General features: G+C 45.8%; 19 protein-coding genes. 12 read left to right on the top strand and 7 right to left on the bottom strand.

Translation table 11 applies throughout. The features are described from left to right. Positions 1–52 precede the first annotated feature (52 nt). Together NSS94_RS25705 and NSS94_RS25700 are read left to right on the top strand one after the other, a co-directional pair. Positions 53–1,954 carry a serine hydrolase domain-containing protein gene (locus tag NSS94_RS25705; protein ID WP_069011683.1) on the top strand — a complete coding sequence of 634 codons (1,902 nt, stop codon included), beginning with the start codon at positions 53–55 and terminating at the stop codon, positions 1,952–1,954. A gap of 99 nt (positions 1,955–2,053) precedes the next feature. Beyond that, on the top strand, positions 2,054–5,110 hold the full coding sequence (locus NSS94_RS25700) for an endonuclease (protein ID WP_341040480.1): 3,057 nt from the start codon (positions 2,054–2,056) through the stop codon (positions 5,108–5,110). Between the two features lie 220 nt (positions 5,111–5,330). Here NSS94_RS25700 and NSS94_RS25695 read toward each other — a convergent pair whose 3' ends face one another. After that, positions 5,331–5,690 carry a hypothetical protein gene (locus tag NSS94_RS25695; RefSeq protein WP_029514846.1) on the bottom strand — a complete coding sequence of 120 codons (360 nt, stop codon included), beginning with the start codon at positions 5,688–5,690 and terminating at the stop codon, positions 5,331–5,333. A 364-nt stretch (positions 5,691–6,054) separates the two neighbouring features. Here NSS94_RS25695 and greA point away from each other — a divergent pair, with 364 nt between their 5' ends. Beyond that, entirely contained in the window at positions 6,055–6,534 is a 480-nt protein-coding gene (gene greA, locus NSS94_RS25690; protein ID WP_013310174.1) for a transcription elongation factor GreA, read from the top strand. 134 nt (positions 6,535–6,668) lie between these two features. Here greA and NSS94_RS25685 read toward each other — a convergent pair whose 3' ends face one another. Next, the gene (locus NSS94_RS25685) at positions 6,669–7,208 is read right to left on the bottom strand and encodes a transcription repressor NadR (RefSeq protein ID WP_029514848.1); all 540 of its coding nucleotides are present in this window, start codon (positions 7,206–7,208) and stop codon (positions 6,669–6,671) included. Next, on the bottom strand, positions 7,205–8,359 hold the full coding sequence (locus tag NSS94_RS25680) for an IscS subfamily cysteine desulfurase (protein ID WP_341040479.1): 1,155 nt from the start codon (positions 8,357–8,359) through the stop codon (positions 7,205–7,207). The genes NSS94_RS25685 and NSS94_RS25680 overlap by 4 nt, the downstream gene beginning before the upstream one ends. A 166-nt stretch (positions 8,360–8,525) precedes the next feature. Here NSS94_RS25680 and nadA point away from each other — a divergent pair, with 166 nt between their 5' ends. The 4 genes from nadA (at position 8,526) to NSS94_RS25660 (ending at position 11,936) form a co-directional block, all read left to right on the top strand. Further along, complete coding sequence (gene nadA / locus NSS94_RS25675) at positions 8,526–9,632, top strand: quinolinate synthase NadA (protein ID WP_341040478.1); 1,107 nt, start codon at positions 8,526–8,528, stop codon at positions 9,630–9,632. Positions 9,633–9,802: 170 nt separating this feature from the next. Beyond that, the gene (locus tag NSS94_RS25670) at positions 9,803–10,123 is read left to right on the top strand and encodes a hypothetical protein (protein ID WP_013310179.1); all 321 of its coding nucleotides are present in this window, start codon (positions 9,803–9,805) and stop codon (positions 10,121–10,123) included. Continuing rightward, positions 10,089–10,922 carry a membrane protein insertase YidC gene (yidC, locus tag NSS94_RS25665; RefSeq protein WP_341040477.1) on the top strand — a complete coding sequence of 278 codons (834 nt, stop codon included), beginning with the start codon at positions 10,089–10,091 and terminating at the stop codon, positions 10,920–10,922. The genes NSS94_RS25670 and yidC overlap by 35 nt, the downstream gene beginning before the upstream one ends. Positions 10,923–11,261: 339 nt before the next feature. Further along, positions 11,262–11,936 (top strand): phosphatase PAP2 family protein, encoded by a 675-nt coding sequence (locus tag NSS94_RS25660; RefSeq protein ID WP_341040476.1) that lies wholly within the window; start codon positions 11,262–11,264, stop codon positions 11,934–11,936. A 42-nt stretch (positions 11,937–11,978) separates the two neighbouring features. On the opposite strand, the gene NSS94_RS25655 is transcribed toward NSS94_RS25660, so the two are convergent. Next, positions 11,979–12,629, bottom strand: coding sequence for an undecaprenyl-diphosphatase (locus tag NSS94_RS25655; RefSeq protein ID WP_341040474.1), 651 nt, complete (start codon positions 12,627–12,629; stop codon positions 11,979–11,981). 147 nt (positions 12,630–12,776) lie between these two features. On the opposite strand from NSS94_RS25655, the gene NSS94_RS25650 reads away from it, so the two are divergent. Beyond that, positions 12,777–13,490 carry a response regulator transcription factor gene (locus NSS94_RS25650; RefSeq protein WP_341040472.1) on the top strand — a complete coding sequence of 238 codons (714 nt, stop codon included), beginning with the start codon at positions 12,777–12,779 and terminating at the stop codon, positions 13,488–13,490. After that, the gene (locus NSS94_RS25645) at positions 13,487–14,863 is read left to right on the top strand and encodes a sensor histidine kinase (RefSeq protein WP_029514860.1); all 1,377 of its coding nucleotides are present in this window, start codon (positions 13,487–13,489) and stop codon (positions 14,861–14,863) included. Before NSS94_RS25650 ends, NSS94_RS25645 begins: the two co-directional genes overlap by 4 nt. Positions 14,864–14,945: 82 nt before the next feature. On the opposite strand, the gene NSS94_RS25640 is transcribed toward NSS94_RS25645, so the two are convergent. Beyond that, on the bottom strand, positions 14,946–15,419 hold the full coding sequence (locus NSS94_RS25640; RefSeq protein WP_029514862.1) for a C40 family peptidase: 474 nt from the start codon (positions 15,417–15,419) through the stop codon (positions 14,946–14,948). A gap of 353 nt (positions 15,420–15,772) precedes the next feature. Between NSS94_RS25640 and NSS94_RS25635 the strand changes: the two genes are divergently transcribed. Both NSS94_RS25635 and NSS94_RS25630 read left to right on the top strand, forming a co-directional pair. Further along, complete coding sequence (locus NSS94_RS25635; protein WP_029514864.1) at positions 15,773–16,807, top strand: glycosyltransferase family 4 protein; 1,035 nt, start codon at positions 15,773–15,775, stop codon at positions 16,805–16,807. Between the two features lie 5 nt (positions 16,808–16,812). After that, positions 16,813–17,508: a succinylglutamate desuccinylase/aspartoacylase family protein gene (locus NSS94_RS25630; RefSeq protein WP_069011670.1), complete on the top strand. Its 696-nt coding sequence runs from the start codon at positions 16,813–16,815 to the stop codon at positions 17,506–17,508. A gap of 229 nt (positions 17,509–17,737) precedes the next feature. Here NSS94_RS25630 and NSS94_RS25625 read toward each other — a convergent pair whose 3' ends face one another. After that, a complete protein-coding gene (locus tag NSS94_RS25625) occupies positions 17,738–19,081 on the bottom strand; it encodes a sugar phosphate nucleotidyltransferase (protein WP_029514867.1) in 1,344 nt (447 codons plus the stop codon). Positions 19,082–19,143: 62 nt separating this feature from the next. Beyond that, the gene (locus tag NSS94_RS25620) at positions 19,144–19,980 is read right to left on the bottom strand and encodes a DUF6492 family protein (protein WP_341040471.1); all 837 of its coding nucleotides are present in this window, start codon (positions 19,978–19,980) and stop codon (positions 19,144–19,146) included. 208 nt (positions 19,981–20,188) lie between these two features. Between NSS94_RS25620 and NSS94_RS25615 the strand changes: the two genes are divergently transcribed. Further along, positions 20,189–21,028: a YheC/YheD family protein gene (locus NSS94_RS25615; protein ID WP_341040470.1), complete on the top strand. Its 840-nt coding sequence runs from the start codon at positions 20,189–20,191 to the stop codon at positions 21,026–21,028. The last annotated feature ends 121 nt before the right edge of the window (positions 21,029–21,149 follow it).

Genomic DNA, 21,149 nt, shown 5'->3' with positions numbered 1-21,149 from the left:
CGCACGGTTCAAATCATTAAATCAACTCCATACGTAAGGATGGTACTTCAATATGAAGAATAAAGGCATTTGCTACCTATCCGCATTTTTAGCAGCGTTGTTTCTCTGGAACCTGCTCATTGCTCCGGCATGGGCAATAGACAGCATAACACCTAATTCATTGGAAAAAAAAGTGGACGATATCATGGTTACAAAATTGGAAAAATTGCATATTCCGGGGGCTGCGGTCGTCGTGACTCAGGGAACCCAAATTCTTTTTAGTAAAGGCTACGGATATGCAGATCTGGAGCGGAAAATGGCATTCGATCCAGCAAAGACCATTGTTCGTGTCGGCTCTCTAACCAAATCATTTAGTGCAAGCGCCACGATGCAGCTGGTTGAGCAAAACAAGCTTGATTTGAATGAAGACGTGAATAACTATCTCCACAGCTATAAAGCTACGCAATACCAGAATCAGCCTTTCAATTTGCATCAGCTTTTGACACATACCTCAGGATTGGATGAAGCGCTGTACGACATTAACAGCTCGACTCGGGCAGGCGTTTTACCCACAGAACAGTATCTCAGCACGTATTTTCAAAATCAGCCACCTATCCGCAAACCTGGAATTCAGTATGAATACAGTAATGTCGCCTTCGGTCTGATCGGTAATATCGTGGAGCAAGTAAGCGGTCAGGGACTGAATGATTACCTTCGTACACATCTGTTCCAGCCGATGAATATGCCCAGCGCGACACTGGAATTGCCGTTAAATCATCCTGCACAGGCCCAGTCGTATCAGTGGAAGGATGGAGCGTATTTGAAACAGCCTTTGTCGTATATCAATCTGCCCGGAGCAGGAGCGTTGAACGTCACACCCAACGAGTTTTCCCATTACTTGATCACTCATTTAAACCAAGGCAAGTATGAGGGCAAAGTGGTGCTCCAGCCACATACGGTAAAAGTGATGCATGCGCAGCAATTTGCAGTCGATGCACGCCTGGATGGCGTGGGCTACGGATTTTTTCGTGGTCATTTGGAGACAGGAGTACCTATGCTGTGGGCTACCGGGGAAATTGATGATTTTATTTCCGAAATGGTACTGATTCCGTCACAAAAGATCGGTATTTTTGTGATCATTAATTCAGCTGACACGGACACTCTGCTTCATGGAAAAGTCATCGATGCGATAGCCCAAATGCTGCCCGCAAATCCGCAGGCCGCTTCTCAGTCACTGGCTCGTTCTACCACGCAAGTGAAGCTTTCGCCAGAGATTGAGGGCGTATATCAGGTGGATTCTAATCCTGTTCATGGGTGGGGAAAATGGATTCGAATACTGGGAAACATTACATACACCGTGCGAATTCAAGATGATCATACGTTAATTGTTAAAGGAAAATACCCAAATGAGAATGAAGCAACAGACAAAGTTTTTCAAGCAGCAGGCGATGGATTGTTTGTGGAAAAGGAGGGCCAGCTTAAAATTTTGCTGTATCAGGAAAACGGTACGTGGATGATGGTTGCCCCGGATAGTAAAACCATGAAGCAAACGACACTTTGGCACCGCACCTGGACTCTGCTTGTCAGCTATGCAGCCGCCTCCTTATTTTTCATCACAACCTTGCTGATTTGGATCGTAAGATATGTGATCAAAGCTATCCGTAAAACGAATAATCACATTTCGTCCAACCTTGCATTCATTGCGTCACTAAACACGATTTTTCTCGGAGTGCAGGTCGTCTATGGTAACAATCAGATCGTGTATGGCTATTCCGCGTGGTATATCTGGGGAATTTGCACACTGCCACTCATTTCAGCACTCATTGCCGTGTGGGTATTGATCGTGAATGGCGCAAAGCTGATTACAGGGGAAAGAAGAACCCGGGCTGCCGGGAAAATCCTATTTGCGGTGCTCACATTGCTGCATACAGTGTATCTCTTTTATTGGAATTTCCTTCCTATCCATTATTCCTAAAGATTTACAAAACAATGCATATTCGAACATAAATGAATGCTAAAATTTGTATCTGATGCCCCCCAGAAGGGCTTTAAACCAACAAACAGGAGGGAAAGAATGGGAATCTTTCGTCGTTTTACATCCCGTAGCTTCAAATATGCAACTGCTATGGTTTTCACTTTATCGTTGTATGCTGGTGTTGCGGGCAGCATGCAACCGGTACGGGCAGAAGGTCCGGCGGACCCAGCCCCCTTCATTGCAGCGAAAGTGGTCAATGAGAACGCTGGTAAAAAAGTGCTGTTTGATAATACTCATGGACAGACAGCTGGCGCAGCAGATTGGGTGATTGATGGTGGATTTTCAGACTTCGGCCAAGCCCTCGCGAGCAATGGCTATGATGTACACGAGCTTCGCCAATCTACGCCCATTACTTACAATGATCTAAAGAATTATGATGTATTTGTTACAGCAGAGCCGAATATTCCTTTTAAACAGAGCGAACAGGCTGCAATGGAGCAGTATGTAAAAGCAGGCAATAGTATTTTTTTCATTGGAGATCATTATAACGCGGACCGCAACAAGAATCGCTGGGACGGATCGGAGAGCATTAATGGCTATCGTCGTGGTGCATGGGAAGACCCTGCGAAGGGAATGAGTGCGGAAGAAAAAAGCTCGGTAGCAATGCAGGGCGTAGTCAGCTCAGATTGGCTGGGCAGCCAGTTTGGTGTGCGCTTTCGCTACAATGCATTAGGCGATATCACGGCCAATCAGATTGTCGAGCCAGCACAGGCGTTCGGCATTACAGCTGGAGTGAGTAATGTGGCAATGCATGCAGGATCAACACTCGCAATTATCGACCCAGCGAAAGCCAAGGGAATCGTATATCTTCCTAAAACCAATCAGGCTTGGGGCAACGCGGTAGATCAGGGCGTGTATAACGGAGGCGGCATTCCGGAAGGACCTTATGCAGCTGTATCGAAAGTAGGACTAGGCAAAGCTGCTTTCATTGGGGACTCGTCTCCTGTCGAAGATGCAACGCCAAAATATTTGCGCGAAGAGACAGGAACCAAGAAGACAACGTATGACGGCTTTAAGGAGCAGGATGACGCCGAGTTACTGGTCAATATCGTAGACTGGTTGTCCAAGAAGGAGGAGTATACCAGCCTGACGGAAGTGAAAAGCTTACAGCTGGACCAGCCGACGGCATTACTGCCTTTTGAAGAGCCACAGGCTTCCACGGAACCACAAGCCGAGCCTTGGTCCGCTCCCGCAGCTGGCTACAAATGGTGGGATCAGCGAACCTTCAAAGCAGGGTCCTATGGCGGATCTACAGCCAGTGCGCAACCAGTGTACAGCATCGTTCGTCAAGAGCAGCTGCCCAATGCACAGCCTTTTCAAATTCGGATTACTGCCGACCAACTGGCTCCCAATAGTACGATTAGCGGATTCAGCACAGGTATTTATGTAGAGGGCGGCAATCAAGTAGCCCAGATTCAAAATCCGGATGGAAGCTGGCCAACCTCTTACGGCTATAGCGGAACATTTAGTCTGGAGTCCAACGGCAAAGGGCATGCCTATAAGGACTTGACGGTGCGAATCAAGCCGGGAACCAGTGGTTCAGCTAATCTTAGACTGAGGCAAAACGGCAGCAATCTGCTGACTCAATCCGTCGTGTTGGCTGATGTCCCGGCCCAGCCGTTGCCTGAGGAAGGCAATACGGTTCCAGCTCGTATCAGTGTCGCAGAAGCACGGAGTCTCCCGGCTGGTAAAGTCGTGACCTTAGAGGGTGTTGTGACGACAGAACCAGGTGTATTCGGTGGTCAAGCCTTTTACATGCAGGATGAAAGTGGCGGTATTTATGTATATCAGAACCAAAGCGGCTTTCACCAAGGGGATCGAGTAAAGCTTACAGCAAGCTTGGCACTGTTTAATAGTGAGCTAGAGTTAACCGATCCAGTGGCAATTGAAAAAACGGGAGAAGGACAACTTCCAGAAGCTGTACAAGTCACCCAACTCAGTGATGCGAGCCAAGGACAGTTGGTTGAGCTTCCTACGGCAATGATTCGTAATGTGATAGACGCGACTCCCGTAGGTTCGTTTGAATTTGATGCAGTATCAGGTGAAGTAAGTCACCATGTGCGTGTCGATGCACGTACAGGCTTAACACGGACAACTTTTCCATATCAAGAAGGACAGCACGTGAAGCTAAAAGGAATTTCGGCGATTTTCAAAGGGAATTATCAGTTGAAACCGCGTGGACTGGATGATTTTTCAGCTCAGGCAGGTGCAGAGTTGCAAGAAGTAGAGCTTTCACTGGATCAAACGACCCTCAACATTGGGGATACGGCAGTGACACATCTCAAGGGTACGCTGACAGATGGCAGCGAAGCAGATTTAAACCGCGCTTCTGTTCAGTATGTCAGCAGTCATGAATCCGTTTCGCTGGATACGTATGGAGAACTTAAGGCCCTAAAAGAGGGGAGCGCGGAGATTACAGCCAGCGTTACCTTGGATGGTAAAACGGTCGTATCCAATCCTGTAACTGTTAGAGTCGAAAAGACTGGTGTAGGTGAAGTGCCGAGTAAACCTGTGCTGTCGCATGATAACGGGCAGGACACTGGGCTGAAGGATGGCAATTACAACATCACTATGGATCTGTGGTGGGGTACGAATGGTGATGAACTCAAGTTGTACGAAAATGACAAGCTGATTGGCACTCAATCGTTGCAAGCGGCTTCTCCTGGAGCACAGCATGCAGTCATTCCTGTTACAGGTAAGACCAACGGTACCTACACGTATACTGCAGAACTGATCAACGCTTCTGGTAAAACGACCAGCGACCCGTTAACTGTCGAAGTGACCGATGCTTCTCCTGGCATTCCAGTGCTGTCTCATGACAATTGGGATGGTGATGGTGCCTATACTCTCGCTATGAACATGTGGTGGGGCACAAATGCGACGAAATACAACTTGTATGAAAACGGAAAGCTGATCGACGCGCAGGATCTGCTGAGCCAAAGTCCGCAGGCCCAAAGTGCAGTGACCAGCATCCAAAATCAAAAGCCGGGTACATATGAGTACCGGGCCGAGTTAGTCAATGCTTCAGGAGAAGTTTCTAGTCAAACGATAAGTGTAGAAGTAAAGGGCCATGAAGTAGAAATGATGGGCCGTTAAAAAGTAAGAGCATCTATTGACCTCGTGAGAGTCTATAGATGCTTTTTTATTTTTTACGAAGCGGGAATTATCATTTTAGGATTGGGTTGGCGAAGCGGAAAGTCCCTCTATATCTGAGGAGCCATAGAAGAACATGGCAACTAGAATCACAATAATGACAACCTCTGCAAAATATTCTCCATCAAACTCACTCACCACATAAGTCTCCTTTCGCCACTTGTTAATTATTTATTTTCTGTGAAAAGGCTTGTATCACCTGGTCCAGTGTCATATTCCCGTTATCATTTAAAAATTTCACCATATTATCGACATTGGATGGAGTGGATGCTAGTGTTTTGTATTTTCCTGTGAGTCCTAAAAACAATGTTGCTTGTCTGTATAAAGTCACCGAATCGACGTTTAGTTTTCCTGTTAGTAGGAGGGCTGCCACAAGGACCTCCACATTTTTTCCTTGAAGCGCGGAAAAGATAGCCGAATTACTGTTTAATCCATTTTTCTTTTGACCGTTAGGTGGGGATTTGGATTTACGATTCCCGTTTCCATTGCCATTCCCATTGCCGTTCTTTCCTAAGGAAGCCATTGAATCTTCCTCCCGCCATATACTGTTCTTGCCTGGTTTTTATGAAAATTCGGGACAAGGACAGCGGCACTACAGTGCTCATCAAAATACGTTATGATCATACGATATGCGAATAAGAGAGCATTGGTTACTATAAGAATCACCCTGGCTGAAGGCAGTTGGCTACTGTTATCCAGTAATTTATTTCGCATGTTGGTCCGATTTAGAGTAAACTACAATAAAGCAAGCCAAATGATCAATTGCATAAATCCCAGAGCGTTTTCAATCAGCAATGTTTAGACTAAAACGGTTTAGTTCGTTTATTGTATTTTGAGCGTTGAATTGGAATTAAGCAAAATGCTGAAATAGGAGTTGTAGATAAAATATGTCGAATGAAGAAGTATTGTTAACTAAAGAGGGATTGGCCAAGCTGGAGGATGAGCTAAAGGAACTGAAGACCGTAAAACGCAAGGAGCTAGCCGAACGCCTTAAGTTGGCTATCAGCTACGGCGATTTGAAAGAAAATAGTGAGTATCACTCAGCCAAGGACGACCAAGCGTTTATGGAAACCCGCATTCTCATATTGGAGAAGATGCTGACCAAAGCCCGGGTCGTGGATGAGAGTAATTTAGACCTTAGAACCGTTAGTATTGGATCGACTGTCATTTTGAATGACATCGAATTTTCAGAAAAGATGGAATACAAAATTGTAAGTCCTGCTGAGGCGGATGTTCTTGATAACAAAATTTCCTATGAGAGTCCTTTAGGCAAGGCACTTTTGGGAAAAGAAGTGGGCAGTATCATTCATGTGGATGCACCCATGGCTGTAATTAAATATGAGCTGCTTGAAATTAAGCTCACATAGTTCATTCCCGATTCCCTTATATGAGGGGGCCGGGATTTTTTTATTTCTCGCTGCTTACATACCGTCCATGTGGAGCACAGTTGCACTCCACATACACTGGACAGGATTTTCTTTACTCCGCTAAGCGCACTAAGTTAGTCCGTCATTAGGAAGCCTGCTTGCTCCAATGCAGCGCAGGCATCATTAATTTTATCTTCATCCGAGGCATTCAAGGTGTGCAGGTGGATGCCTCCCGTCAGCTGGGACAAATAAGTGGCCTGGGTGGAGCTGATTTTACGGATAAAATCGTCCACTTCCTTGCGAGTTCCAACCCGTATCGGAGCAGTCAGATCCCCGTATACCGGATGCTCAACAATAACATCCTGCACACTTACACCGTAGTCCACAATCAGCTTTAGTTCCTCTTCTGTCTGTTCAGGTCGATGTTTACACACAATAATACGTGAGGCTAAGGGAGTTGCCTGACCCGCAGGCTCCATATAAATGTATCCTTGACTCGTTGCAAGGATAGGCTCTTGGCTTGCTTTTAACAGGGAAATATCCTGTACAATTACTTGTCGTGAGACGGAGGATCTGCGCGCCAGTTCGCTCCCGGTCAGTGGTGATTCGCTCTTGAGCCACAATAGTAGCTGTTCGCGGCGATCCGTACCTGACCGTTTTAAAGATTCAGTCAACGGGATAAGCTCCTTTCTTTTCGATGCGTCAGGTCTGTCAAAATATCTACCAATACATTCAATTCCTCGATGGTGGTCGTTCTTCCGAAAGAAATACGGATAAATTGTAACGCTTCACGGCCGGATGCTCCAAGCGCCTGTAAGGCAGGCGAAGGATCGTGGTGTCCGGCAGCACATGCGCTTCCAGTGGATATACAGACACCTCTGCGATTACATTCCAGCATAACATATTGTCCCTCGTAACCGTAAAAAAAACAGCCTACTATATGATGAAGCGCTGCTTTATTCTCGCTTTCCTGTACCACCCAACGTAACGGAATGGATCTTTCCTGAATTTTCGTAATAAAGTGTCTTCTCAGGGTAGCATATCGCTCCTGATGCGACTCCATCTGTTCGGTCATCATTTCTGCCGCCGCGACAAAGGCTGCAATCCCGGGAACATTAACCGTTCCAGGACGAAATCCGTTTTCATGTAGTGTATCAGGGTACACGGGACGCCATGGGGTTCCGGGTTTGAGATATGCAGCACCGACGCCTTTGGGGCCATACACTTTATGGCTCGATACAGAGAGTGCATCTACTCCCATGGCTTCTACATCTACGAGAATATTCCCAAATGTCTGTACCGCATCACTGTGCAGCAAAATACCCCGTTCGCGTAGCAGGGGAGATAAGGCAGCAAGGTCCTGAACTAGTCCCGTTTCCGAATTGGCGTGTTGTACGGAGACAAGTCCGGTGTTTTCTCTCAGGTGAGGTAAAAGAGCTTCGCGAGACATTCGTCCTTCCCGATCCGGTTGCACAATGGTCAGTTCATAGCCCTGACGTTCCAGCAAAGTAGCAAGATTGTACATCGAGTGATGCTCCAAAGCGCTCATGATCCAATGCTTTTTATGCTGCGGCAACCCGTTCAGGATCGATTGCACAATCAACATATTGGATTCTGTTCCCCCTGTTGTAAAATAGATGCCTTCCTTTTGCCCGCCAATCATATTTGCTATTCGTTGCCTGCTGTAATCCAGCGTGTAGGCTGCTTGACCGCCCGCATCATGAAGGCTGCTGGCATTTCCGAACATTTCCTTATTTAATACGTTATACATATTTAAAGCTTCACCACACATGGGTGTAGAAGCGGCATAGTCGAGATAAATCACACCAAATCCTCCCAGCTTAAAAATAATTCCATTCAAAAACTCTTGAGATTATTGTAGGCATGTGTAAATATAAGTGTCAAGACACTTGTAAATATGGATGTACACAAAGCGGTTATCTGTTCGCTGAGAGCGGAACGATCAGCCGCATCGATATGGAGGGATTCTAATGTCTATGCTTGACGTTTTACAAGGAAATCGAGGGCTTATGCCAGAGCATTATAAGACACTGACGGTTGCTGAAATGGAGCAGCGAGTGGCCGAACTGAAACAAAAATGGGGACCCAAGCTGCTTATACCGGGCCACCACTATCAGAAGGACGAGGTTATTCAGTTTGCTGATATAACAGGAGATTCTCTACAGCTTGCTCAAATGGCTGCACAAAATCAGGAAGCGGAGTTCATTGTATTTTGTGGGGTCCATTTTATGGCGGAGACAGCGGATATGCTAACTACCGATCGACAGACTGTTGTCCTGCCGGATATGCGTGCAGGTTGCTCGATGGCAGATATGGCGAATGTGGAACAGACAGAACGAGCATGGAAGCATTTACAGGAGTTGGTAGGAGATACGATCATTCCGTTAACGTATGTAAATTCCACAGCAGAGATCAAAGCCTTTGTAGGACGGCATGGTGGGGCTACCGTGACTTCTTCGAATGCTAAGCAAGTGCTGGAGTGGGCGCTGAAGCAAAAGGAACGTATTTTGTTTTTGCCGGATCAGCATTTAGGTCGCAATACAGCTTACGATCTTGGAATTCCGCTAAATGAAATGGCCGTGTGGAATCCGCTGGCAGATCAGCTTGAGACTGAACAGGACCCAGCAACCGTAAAAATTATTTTATGGAAAGGGCATTGCTCTGTTCATGAAAAGTTTACAGTAGATCATATTCGCAACGTTCGCGAGCGTGATAAGAACGTCCGGGTCATCGTTCACCCCGAATGCTCTTATGAAGTCGTACAGCTCGCAGATTGCGCGGGCTCCACAAAATTCATCATCGATACCATCCGTGCGGCAGAGCCAGGGACCCAATGGGCTGTTGGCACAGAAATGAATCTCGTGCAACGAATCAAGCAGCAGTACCCTAAACAGCACATTGAATCGCTCAATCCAGATATGTGTCCCTGCCTGACCATGAACCGGATCGATCTTCCCCATTTGCTGTGGGCAATGGAACAGTTTGACCGGGGTGAGCCTGTGGGTGTGATTCGTGTGGATGCTCAGATAAGACAGGATGCTGTACTAGCATTGAATCGTATGCTTGCTATCCGTTAAGTTTTTACCGTAATATAGAGCGTCCTTCCACCGGATTTGAGCATTAGACCGAAGGAGCAGAAATAATTATTTCAGTTGCTTGTGATCCAACCCGTATCTCTAATTAAAGATTAGTCGCTTGTCCGGTTTCGTGCTATAATTGTAGCAACAAACCGAAGGAGGTGAATCCCTTGTTTGAGCTTCAAGACCTACTCCCTTATTTATTTACAATCGGCTTGCTGTGCACAGTGACTTATACGTATCTCGCTCATTTGCACGGCAATGTACCCGAATGCTGGGTCGAAGGTGGGCCCGTGAGGTCTCATGCCTCTCCGCAGATGCCGATGTCTGCCCGTGGACAGGACATGCCTGTCCGGCTAGCCCGACATATCCGGCGTAAAGAAGCGCCGGATGAAGATGCATCCGATTGTTCTCCCTCGTTGAACGATGGCACAGCCAATCAACGAGGAGGAACATATGAAACGATTCAAGGGATTCACCTTTTGGGGTAAAAAAGAACGGATATTTGGATTAATGGTAGCGTTGGCGGTGGTCATGCTACTGTCTGGTTGTGGTGCGAATGCTGCGGAGATAAATGCACAGACACCCGGATTTTTTAATCATTACGTGGTGTTCCCGCTTTCTTGGCTTATTCAGCAATTGGCGCAATGGTTTGGTGGAAGCTTTGGGCTGGCGATTATGACATTGACATTCATTGTCCGTCTGGCCTTACTGCCTCTTATGATGCGTCAAACGCGTGCCCAGCAGGGTATGAAGCGCAAGATGAGCGCTATGCAGCCCGACTTGGACCGAATTAAGAAGAAGTATGAAAACAAGAAAGATACCACCAGCCAGCAGAGTATGCAGCAGGAAATGATGTCGCTTTACAAAGAACATCAATTCAATCCGCTTAATATCGGTTGTCTGCCTATTCTCATTCAGTTCCCGATCTTGAGCGGTATGTATACAGCAATCCGCTTAACCCCGGAGCTCGCATCTCACTCTTTCCTATGGTTCCGGCTCGGACAGCCGGACTGGATTTTGTCAATCGTCGTCGCAATTGTATACTTGGCACAGGCCAAGCTTTCTCAGTTTCAGATGACGCCTGACCAGCGCAAGCAATTTGCGATCATGGGCTATCTTTCACCGATTATGATGGCGGTCTTTTCCTTCAATGCTCCTGCTGCCATGCCATTATATTGGACAGTAAGCGGCACCTTCTTGCTGCTTCAGTCGCTGTGGTTCCGCAGACGCTATCCAATAGAGGAAGCAGAGAGTAAGGTTAAACTTGGAGAAGTCACACCAACCTAATTAGTAGATGATGCTTGTTTAACTTGGGAATTACGTTTGTAGTATGCCACGTGTAATCATAGGATGTCATTCGAGCCGTTTATAAGGCTTGAATGGCGTCCTTTTTTGTTGCTGCTTTTTTCGCTACATTCCGCTTGCGATTTTGTAGTCAATATGAAATTCTTATATAATAAAATGATTCTGATAGTGATATTTTTTGAAAACGGGTTTCATCATTTGGAGGAGCAACTAATTGTTTTAATGAAATGATAAGGGAAAAGTGGACAAAGTAAGACCTATTGTAAGCTAATGCTGCACTTTATTTTATCACGCAATGAAATTATGGAGGAACTATAGAAAATGAAGCAAACAGCAACAAAGCTGCCCATTTCCTTGGCTCTGCTCACATGTATAGTATGTGCATTGGGTTTTGGCTTAATCGCATTATGGGTGAGTGACCATCAAGTTCGGCATTTTGACCATGAAATTATTTCGGTTATTGGACAACTGGAGTCGCCCGCCATGACCCGTGTAATGAAATTTTTCACCATGATCGGCAGCGGGATTCCAGTTGTGATCATCATTTTAACGACCATGTTCGTGCTCTATAGAGTATTGGGACACCGCAGAGAACTGCTTTTTTTGGCGGCTGGTGTATTGGGATCGGTAATGCTGAATACGATACTGAAAGTGCTTTTTCAGCGTGCGAGACCGGAGATTAACCGTATTATTGAAGAGAATGGATACAGCTTTCCAAGCGGACATTCCATGACAGCTTTCAGCATGTACGCGGCGCTGACATTTTTAGTGTGGAAGCATGTTCCTTCTAGGCTGGGGCGTATCCTTCTCATTGTGCTCAGCAGCCTGCTGATTGTAGCAATCGGGACGAGCCGCATTTATTTGGGTGTACATTATCCTAGCGACGTTGTGGGTGGCTATTTTATGAGTGGCTGCTGGATGGCAGCTTGTATTTGGTTTTATCAACGGTACGAAGAACGACGAATGCTGTTACTTCGCTCCAAATCGACAGCATAACGGGTTGCATAAATAATGAAGTTTCTAAAAAAAGCAGACGCTTTAGCGTCTGCTTTTCATTTGGACAGAGGAAGTGTGTTCAGTCATCTTGGTTCTGGCCTGTTCACCAGGCTTGAGCCCCAGCTTCTGCTCCCATTTTTCATAAAATATAATAGCCGCCTGCATGAAGATGCCAGGAAGCTTCCGGCTTCGAATGAATTGATGAACGCCGACGGCACAACCTGCACCAATAAGCGCACCTGCCAAAATATCCGAGGGATAATGCACTCCGGTCCACACGCGGGATACTGCGATGAGTACAGCCAAGATAACCCAGAGGACACGAAATTTTTGATGATGAAGCCATAAAATAGCAGCCAGTGCAAAAGCTCCAAGTGCATGGTTACTCGGGAATGAAGCATTAGGATCATGATGAATAAGCTGAATGACTGAATGTCCGACAAAAGGCCGATCTCTGTAAAACAAATGTCCAAGGCCCCAACTCATTACAAAGCCGATACAAACCGTTATGACGGCTTCTAAAACCATCATCCGATGCGGCATTTTAAAAGTGAACCAGTAAATTAGCAAAGCCACTCCGAATAAATACGGTACATATTGCGCCAAGAAAAGCATGGTTCCATTCAAAAAGGCGAGGGAATTAGCCAGTTCATTGATCCAGTGAAATAAAGCATAGTCTACATTAATTAACATGAATAAATTACTCCTTAACATCAAAAAATTGAATAACAAAGTTATATTATAGAGCGACTACACGGATAAAAGCTTAAAATCAAATAAAAAATGAATGTCATTTCCATTACTCATTTGTTTTTTCTATAGAAAATAGGTGGTTTTGCGATGGAAAAGTCGGTGCTGGTTATTGATGATGAAGAGAAGATATCCAGATTGCTTCAGTTGGAGTTGTCCCATGAAGGATATGCAGTTGAAATCGCACAGACAGGCAGAGAAGGATTGGAAAAAGCCCTAGCTGGTAAATGGGATATCATCATTCTGGATGTCATGCTGCCGGAGATGAACGGGGTCGAGGTGCTAAAGCAGATTCGAAAAGTGGACAATCATACACCAGTTATTATGGTCACTGCACGTAACACGACTCCTGATAAGGTTTCAGGTCTGGATGAAGGTGCCAATGATTACATTACGAAGCCTTTTGAGATCGAGGAGTTATTAGCGCGGATGCGGGCCAGTATGAGGTATCAAATGGAGCCAACAGCTACTGCTTTACAAGAAGAGGACAAGCCACCGTCCAGGCTCCAAGTGGATAGCTTGGTGTTGGAACGCAAGACTAGGTCAGTGGTGCGGGAAGGAAACCGAATCGAATTGACTCCCAAAGAATATGATCTGCTTCTCTATCTGATGGAACACAAAAATCAGGTATTGCAGCGGGATCAAATGATTCAGAACGTGTGGGGGTTTGATTTTGTTGGTGATACGAATGTCGTAGATGTGTATATCCGGTATGTTCGCAAAAAAATTGATCATGGATACAAAAAGAAATTAATTAAAACCGTACGTGGTGTGGGGTACTGCATCAGGGAGGAAGAACATTGAAGCTGCGGACCAAAATCACCCTGCTCAGTTCTATTTTAGTGATGATAATACTCCTGTTTGTGGATGTCACGGTTCATTTGTTGTTCGTCAAAATCGCTACGCGAAATGAAAGAGAAGTGCTGCAAAATAAGTGGACTGAAATCATTGCCGAAACCGGACATACCATGATTCTGAAGAATGCATGGAGTCCAAAATTGAAAGATGAGCTTTCCGGAGATACTATTCTGAGGGTGTTTGATCAGCAATCCCGACTTCTGTATGAAGTAAGTCGCCAGTCACGCTTTAAGCTGGGCGATATTCGTTTTAACACTTCTCAAAGCTCTCAATTGACTGATGTACAGGGTCATAAAATTCTGGTAATCCATCTCCCCGTGCTTTCTCCGGAGGGCAATCAGAAGGGAACGCTGGAGATCGTGGAAAAATGGGATGCACTCGAAACCAATCTCGATATTTTAAATACGATTCTCATCACTTCGACTGTAGGAGCAATGATGCTAAGTTTGGTAGGGAGCACGATTTTGGCGAATGCCATATTGCTGCCGATTTCCAGTAGTATTCAAACGATGCAGGAAATTGAGAGAAGCTTAAAATTTAAAAAAATCCCCGCTGGCAGTCATAATCAAGATGAATTGTCCCAAATGACCGCTACTTTTAACCGAATGATGGAGAGATTAGAAGAAAGCTTTCAGAGCCAGCAGCAGTTTGTTTCAGATGCCTCACATGAACTGAATACCACACTTATGATTATTGAGGGCTATGCCAACATGCTGCGGCGGTGGGGCACGCGTGATGAGGACATTCATAAGGAATCCATTGAATCGATCTATGAAGAAACTCAGCGAATGCGTACGATGACACAGCAGTTGCTGACTCTTGCCTCCTCACAGCAGAAAGACCCTGAGCCGCATGAGCGGATAGAAATGATCGGTTGTTGTCAACAGGTAGTAGCGCATCTCAAGCCTGTACATGATCGTCAAATTTCTATTTTAACCGAAGAGAAAGAAATTTGGCTGGATGCCAACCTGACAAAAATGAAGCAATTGCTAGTGATCCTACTGGATAATGCATTAAAATACAGCTCGGATGAGATTGAAATAGGGTTATCTAAAGATAAAAAGGATGTCTATATCCGGGTTAAGGATTATGGGATCGGAATACCTGAGGGCGAGATCAAGCGGGTCTTCGAACGATTTTATCGGGTAGATAGCTCCAGGCATCGTAAAACTGGAGGGACCGGGCTGGGGTTGCCGATTGCCAAGGCAATTACAGATGCTCATCAGGGTACGATACGTATGGAGAGCGTAGAAGGAGAAGGAACGGTAGTCATCGTCACGCTGCCCCAAAGACAAAAGGAAAGGCTGTCCCTCCAGTAGAAATATCTACTCGCGGAACAGCCCTTTTTATTGTTATTTGTAAGTTAAGCATTCGGTGGATGGGAATCAACTAAAATTTATCCTAGAGGACACGACGTGCTGTTGTGTAATTGCGGCTCCACCAGCCCGAATTTAGATCTGTAACCGTTACGCCGCCTTTACCATACGTATGCAGAATTTTGCCGTTCCCCATGTAAATGGCTACATGATGAATTGGCGCATAGAAAAAGACCAAATCGCCTTTTTTCAGCTGACTACGCGGTACGAAAGTGCCAACAGTTGATTGCTGTCTGGACGAACGTGGAAGCTTGATGCCATTTTGTGCAAATACATATTGAGTGAACGAAGAGCAGTCAAAAGATCTTGTATTGCCTGCTGGGGCTCCATGCTCATAACGCACACCCATAAACTGGGAACCTTTTGAAATAATCTGATCAGCTTTACTTGCCGAAGCGGCATGAGTGGTGGCTGGCCCAACGACGAAGCTCCCTGCGCTCAATGCCAAAGTCATAGTAAAGCAAATACCCATCCACAATTTTTTTGAAGTACGTTTCATATATAAATTCCTCCGTTATTCGTATTGTGTTGATGTCCTGAAATGACAATAACACAAATAAAATGTCCGGAATTTACCACTCATGGTTAAAAACCTGTTACCCCAACGCTTTGTCCTCATTTATTAGAAAACGATGAGAATTTTCTCCTTAATTTTAGCTTGACAAATTGTATAGACTCCCCTTATAGATAGGCTCGTATGGCAAAAAACGACTTGCAGACGATTGGCACAAGCAATCACGCAAAATATACATACCTATATACTACAATTTATAACTTGTACGGGAGTATGCTCTGATTCCCGTTGACATCGTAAGGATCACACCGTATTTCCGGTCAGGAAGGGGAATTCGTATGGCTTCAAGGCAGAATAAAGCACTCAAAAAACGGCGTCTAACCATTGTTCAGGTCATTTCCAACTATCCCGATGCACAGCCGGTACCCTCTAACAAAGGCGGAACGGAAAAGGTCGTGCATGAATTAACTGAGGAATTGGTGAGACGAGGGCATCATGTATCGCTGTTTGCCGCCCGTGGGAGCAGGAGCAGTGCGCGGTTGATTACCTACCCCAAGGGTTTGAAACAAAGTCAGATCCCCCAATATGTACTCCGGCATATGCCTTCCAACACACATATCATTCATGATCATACTTTTCGTTCTTCTGTGGGACGTAGGAAGCTGCCTTGTCCATCAGTATGCACCGTTCATCTTCCAGTGAAGAGACACGGTAAAAACCCGGTATATGTCAGTAAACGAGCGCGTCAGCTGATGGGCAGGGGCAAAGGTTTTTATATCTATAATGGTATCAACACCCATGAATACGAGTTCAGCAGTGAGAAGCGTGGCTACTTGCTGTTTATGGGCAGAATCATACGAGATAAAGGTGTATTGCAGGCCATTCAGGTTGCAGAACGAACAGGAAAAAAACTGCTTATTGCAGGTCCTATCAAAGCTCCAGAATTTTTCCGTAAAGAGATTCAGAAACGAATTCAGCGTAATCCGAATATACGCTATGTAGGTGCAGTTGGAGGCGCTCAGAAACAGAAGCTGCTGAAACATGCAGAGTGTCTGCTGTTTCCGACACTGTGGGAAGAGCCATTCGGACTCGTAATGGTCGAGGCCATGGCTTGTGGAACACCGGTGCTGGCATTGAAAAACGGCTCCGTTCCCGAGGTACTCTTGGGCTTTCCACAGTTGATTTGCAAATCAGTTAGCCAAATGGCAGGAAAGGCACAGCAAAAAAATTATCCGTCACCAGCGCAGCTTCGTTCATATGTCAACCAAAGATTTACCAACAAACAGATGACCAGTAACTACTTAAGACTATACCGTGAAATCATCCGTCGGCGAGAACAGAAGAGAGGACAACGACAGCCTATACGGAGGTGAAGGGGATGCAGGTCAAACGATATATGCTCGGAAATGGCTCTTGGGCAACTCCTTATTATATAGTCACAGGGGGGCAGAAAGGTCCGTGTGTGATGGTGGTCGCGGGGATACATGGTAATGAAATAGCTAGCATACGAGCTGCTGAGAAACTGGTGAAGCTTTTGAATCAGCAAAAACTGCGAATTAGCCAGGGTAAGCTTATAATTGTACCGATTGTAAACCAAAAGGCTTACCGCAAACGGATTAGAGGAATACCTGATCTTAATCGAACCTTTCCGCGCAAAAAAAAGCAGCTGGCAACACAACCACTTTCCGCTGCTCTATTCAAATTAACACAAAAGCATCAACCTGAATGGTATCTTGACTTGCATGAGGCCAATGGATTGTCACAAAAGGATGCCGAGGTGCTTGGTCAAACGCTAATCTCCAACAAGGCCAACCCGGTGGTTCCTGCGGTTCGTCGGGTTATTAAGCGAATGAATCGCTCCATACAGGTGAGCGACCGACATTTCAACCTTCGGCTGCATGAGCTTCCAGGTTCCTCCCGCACCGCTGTAGCCCGTATTTTAGGTGCACGCGCGGTTACCGTGGAAACGGGTTGGAGCCTGCCCAAGAAAGTACGCATACACTATCAGTTGGAGATCGTTCAGCATTTTTTAAAAGAAGCCGGAATAGTCAAAGGTAACTGCATCACAAAATAAAATCGCTTCTGGAGCAAGGACTTTTTCACCTTGCTCAGGAGCGATTTTTTATGTGCGACCTGCGACCTTCGTTCAGAATCCGTAGCGTGCATTATATCTGAGGATTTTGCAAAAATCCAATAAGCGACTTCCAATGAACAATATATAGATCGAAATGGTCTAGTTCGTCTATATATTGCACTTTGGAGCGACTGAAATCAAATTTTGCAAAATCCTGATCTATGTGTTGTCAGGACTCGGATTTATAGAAGGCGTTCACCAAGCTGTTTCCCAGACGTACCTCAATTAGCTCCAGTGGTGTATCCAGATCGGCACGGATTGTGTGATGCGTATCGACCGGAATGCTAAATACAGAACCGCTTGCCGCAGCAAAACGTTCTCCGTTCAGCATGACCTCTCCCCGGCCGGACACGATCGTCCATACTTTAAGTCCACTGCCGTGAATACGGCCATTCAAACGTTGATCTGGCAGTACCGTCAGCCGTATGGCCAGTATATCGCTCAGACTCCGATGATCAAATTCGTCCAGCACTCGGTAACTGCCCCAAGAGGTTTCACCATGCATGGGGTGAAGTTGAAGTTTACCTAGCTGCTCCTTGATTACGTGGGCATGGCTCTTGGACGCAATGAGAATGCCATCGGGACTCGCGGCAGCAATAATATCTTCCACACCAATGACATGAAGTGGATAGGGCAGCTCATTAACGATATGCGTGCCGTGAGTCTGCCCACTAATCTGTCCACGCCCGATTACTTGACTGTTTAGCTGCTCTGTTAGGGCCTGCCAGTTGCCGATGTCGTGCCACTCGCCATCGTAGGGCAGGACGATGGCATGTTCGGCACGCTCTGCAATCTCTTCGTCGAAACTGCGAACGGGGAGGCTATCATACATCGCGCATAATGCTTTATCGTTCAGCGGCAGATCACTTCGCTCCATACAGGACAACATATACCGTAATGTAAAAGCGTAAACACCACAGTTCCAGAGCGCGCCCTGATGAATAAGCTGTTGTGCTCCGGGGAGATCCGGCTTTTCTGTGAAGCGAGCAACTTGCGCATAGGAAGTTTTCCCTTCCCGTATCATTTGCAGACCCGGAACGACGTAGCCGTATTGGTCGGAGGGATGAGTGGGCCTTGTCCCAAGCATAGCCAGATCGGCTCCGCTCTCAAACAATATGCCGGAGAGCGCTGCTATGCTATGGAAGAAATCCTCTCCTGCAAACATGTCCGCTGGGGCAATGCAGAGAACTTCATCCAGCCCTGTGCCTCTGGTGTGAAAATAAGCAGCTGCCAGTGCAGCAGCGGTGAAGGTTCCACGTTTGGCAGGCTCGCCCAGAACGGGCAGACGACCTTCTGTATGGCGAAAGGCTAGATTTACTTGACTCCGATGAGCCAGAAGCAGGGCAGAGGAATCCAGCCCGGTTAAGGTAAGCTGACGGTACACCCGACCGAGCATAGATTCCTTATGCCCGTCAGGAGCGGACAACAACCGGAGAAACAGCTTCGACCGGATTTCGTTGGATAGTGGCCATAGCCGTTTTCCGGCACCACCGCATAATAATACGATGCGCACGGACGTTTCCTCCTTCAATGCAGATCTATTTTGGACTGCATCATTTTGCAGGATTTTAAAAACTATTTTAGCGATGATTCAATCTTTGTTTTTGGAGTAAGCTGGTACACCTTGCGTTGATGAAAAGATAAGGAGCGATAGCTCTTAGCCAAGACATCCAATTGTTTTTGCGACAGGGAAGAAGCCCGACGATGAAGCGCTTTATTCAATGACTTGCGCAAAATCATCCGAGAGGGCTGATTACTGTATAAATAGTTGGCATACGTTTCATATTCGGAAAACCCAAACTGTTTTGTCCGGTCTATACTGTGGATAATTGCGTTGTACCAAGGTTTTCCATGACGGGCCTCGATAACTTGCTTGAGCTGGGAAAGCCGCGCTTTTTCAAAAAGCATATAATGAGTAACAAAGGACTTTGGTGAGGGAGCTTTAACGCCCATCAGCTTGTGATGGGTGCGAAAATACTCAGGCTGGCTCCAGCTGCGGTAGTAAAAAATCGTTTTTCCGTCTTTACGGAACGTATGTGGACGAATCAAAACCGTGTCCGCGTCAATGACGAGGAAAAAAGAGGCTTTACTGATTTTGTCGCCATTCATTTTGAGCAATTGTTGATACAGCCAGCCTGAACGGTCCCAGCGCGTTGTTCCGTAATGGATATGTTTTTTGGTAATGGGCAGCACCGTTTTTTCGTCTATAAATGTACATTTCTTGTTTACGCACAGACGGCGAATCCCGGTGCTTTGCGGTGAAACGATATAAATATTTCCAATTCGGTGCTGCACGTGACGGCGCAGACTGTCAATTACCAGCGGTAGTGTGGCAATATCTTTATCAATTGCGGGAATCAGAACATCGATTGTAAGGGAACCCTTCCGTGGACCATCCGATTGCGCTGACATGTTATTCACTCCCTATATGTGCAAATATACGCTCCCAGCGTCTCCCAATATCGTATGCTTGGACAGGCGCTTTCGACCGGGCAAGGTCAAACGTCCATTTCTATGCAGGACAGGGCTGATGAAGCTTCGAATGGGGAGTTAGCGCATACGATAGATTGATCTTTTTTAACAAGAGCGTTCTACCTGAGAGTAGAGAGGAGAGGGGCAAGTGAATTCTTCACAAGCGCAGGCGTCGCGCAGCAAATGGCATAAAACCCAATTGTTGCTTCAGAATGGAAGCATCAAACCTTATGTACCAGAAACTCGCAAATATAACAAAGCAAATTTGAAGTCAATGCTGGAGAAATACGGTATGGTCTATGTAAAACCCGAGCGAGGTACCTTTGGTAAAGGTGTAATGAGAGTAGAGCAGGAGGCTGGCCAGCGTTTCGCCTATCAATATGAGGAAACGCGTCAAGAATTTAAACATTTGGATGCACTATATACCAGCCTATCGAAACATACGGGGAAGAAAAGTTATCTTATTCAAAAGGGAATCCATTTACTACGCCATCAAATGCGTTATTTTGATATTCGGGTCATGGTGCAGCGTAATGAAAAAGGGCTATGGGAGTCTACTGGAATTATTGGACGTCTGGGTCATCCCCGTAAAATCGTGACTAACTATCATAGTGGTGGTAAGCCGATGGCCTTGGAGCAGTTACTAAAATCCCATTTATCGCAAAGCAAACAGGCGGAGCTGGTCAAGAAACTAAATGAACTGGGTCTTACCATCGCCAAGCAACTGCAAAAAACATATCCAAATTTCCGGCAAATTGGTGTGGATATTGGACTGGATCATCGCTTTACCCCATGGATTATTGAGGTGAATACGAAGCCAGACCCATATATTTTTAACCAATTATCAGATAAGTCGATGTACCGTAAAGTATTAAGCTATTGGCGGCTGGCTAATGAAAAAAGGAAAGTCACCGTCCCAAGCAAAGATAAAAATAAAAATAAAGATAAGAAAGTAGTTAAAGATCCTAAAAAAGAAAAAATATCTTGACCAGTAGATTACTACATTGCCAGCCCACTCCTATATGAACAATGGAGTGGGCAATTTAAAATTGAACAACCTGTGACCCTGTGCTATGCTTACATGAAAGAGAAGCTAGACGTACGAACGA

Source organism: Paenibacillus sp. FSL L8-0644 (assembly GCF_038008165.1).
Taxonomy (GTDB): domain Bacteria; phylum Bacillota; class Bacilli; order Paenibacillales; family Paenibacillaceae; genus Paenibacillus; species Paenibacillus polymyxa_D.
Note: the sequence above shows the minus strand (reverse complement) of the source record. Positions and strands in the feature narration are given on the sequence as shown.

What these genes read in the sequence shown, in the direction of transcription:
- NSS94_RS25705 (WP_069011683.1), top strand. Translation starts at nt 53, where the DNA reads ATGAAGAATAAAGGCATTTGCTACCTATCCGCATTTTTAGCAGCGTTG.
- NSS94_RS25700 (WP_341040480.1), top strand. Translation starts at nt 2,054, where the DNA reads ATGGGAATCTTTCGTCGTTTTACATCCCGTAGCTTCAAATATGCAACT.
- NSS94_RS25695 (WP_029514846.1), bottom strand. Translation starts at nt 5,690, where the DNA reads ATGGCTTCCTTAGGAAAGAACGGCAATGGGAATGGCAATGGAAACGGG.
- greA (WP_013310174.1), top strand. Translation starts at nt 6,055, where the DNA reads ATGTCGAATGAAGAAGTATTGTTAACTAAAGAGGGATTGGCCAAGCTG.
- nadA (WP_341040478.1), top strand. Translation starts at nt 8,526, where the DNA reads ATGTCTATGCTTGACGTTTTACAAGGAAATCGAGGGCTTATGCCAGAG.
- yidC (WP_341040477.1), top strand. Translation starts at nt 10,089, where the DNA reads ATGAAACGATTCAAGGGATTCACCTTTTGGGGTAAAAAAGAACGGATA.
- NSS94_RS25660 (WP_341040476.1), top strand. Translation starts at nt 11,262, where the DNA reads ATGAAGCAAACAGCAACAAAGCTGCCCATTTCCTTGGCTCTGCTCACA.
- NSS94_RS25655 (WP_341040474.1), bottom strand. Translation starts at nt 12,629, where the DNA reads ATGTTAATTAATGTAGACTATGCTTTATTTCACTGGATCAATGAACTG.
- NSS94_RS25650 (WP_341040472.1), top strand. Translation starts at nt 12,777, where the DNA reads ATGGAAAAGTCGGTGCTGGTTATTGATGATGAAGAGAAGATATCCAGA.
- NSS94_RS25640 (WP_029514862.1), bottom strand. Translation starts at nt 15,419, where the DNA reads ATGAAACGTACTTCAAAAAAATTGTGGATGGGTATTTGCTTTACTATG.
- NSS94_RS25635 (WP_029514864.1), top strand. Translation starts at nt 15,773, where the DNA reads ATGGCTTCAAGGCAGAATAAAGCACTCAAAAAACGGCGTCTAACCATT.
- NSS94_RS25630 (WP_069011670.1), top strand. Translation starts at nt 16,813, where the DNA reads ATGCAGGTCAAACGATATATGCTCGGAAATGGCTCTTGGGCAACTCCT.
- NSS94_RS25620 (WP_341040471.1), bottom strand. Translation starts at nt 19,980, where the DNA reads ATGTCAGCGCAATCGGATGGTCCACGGAAGGGTTCCCTTACAATCGAT.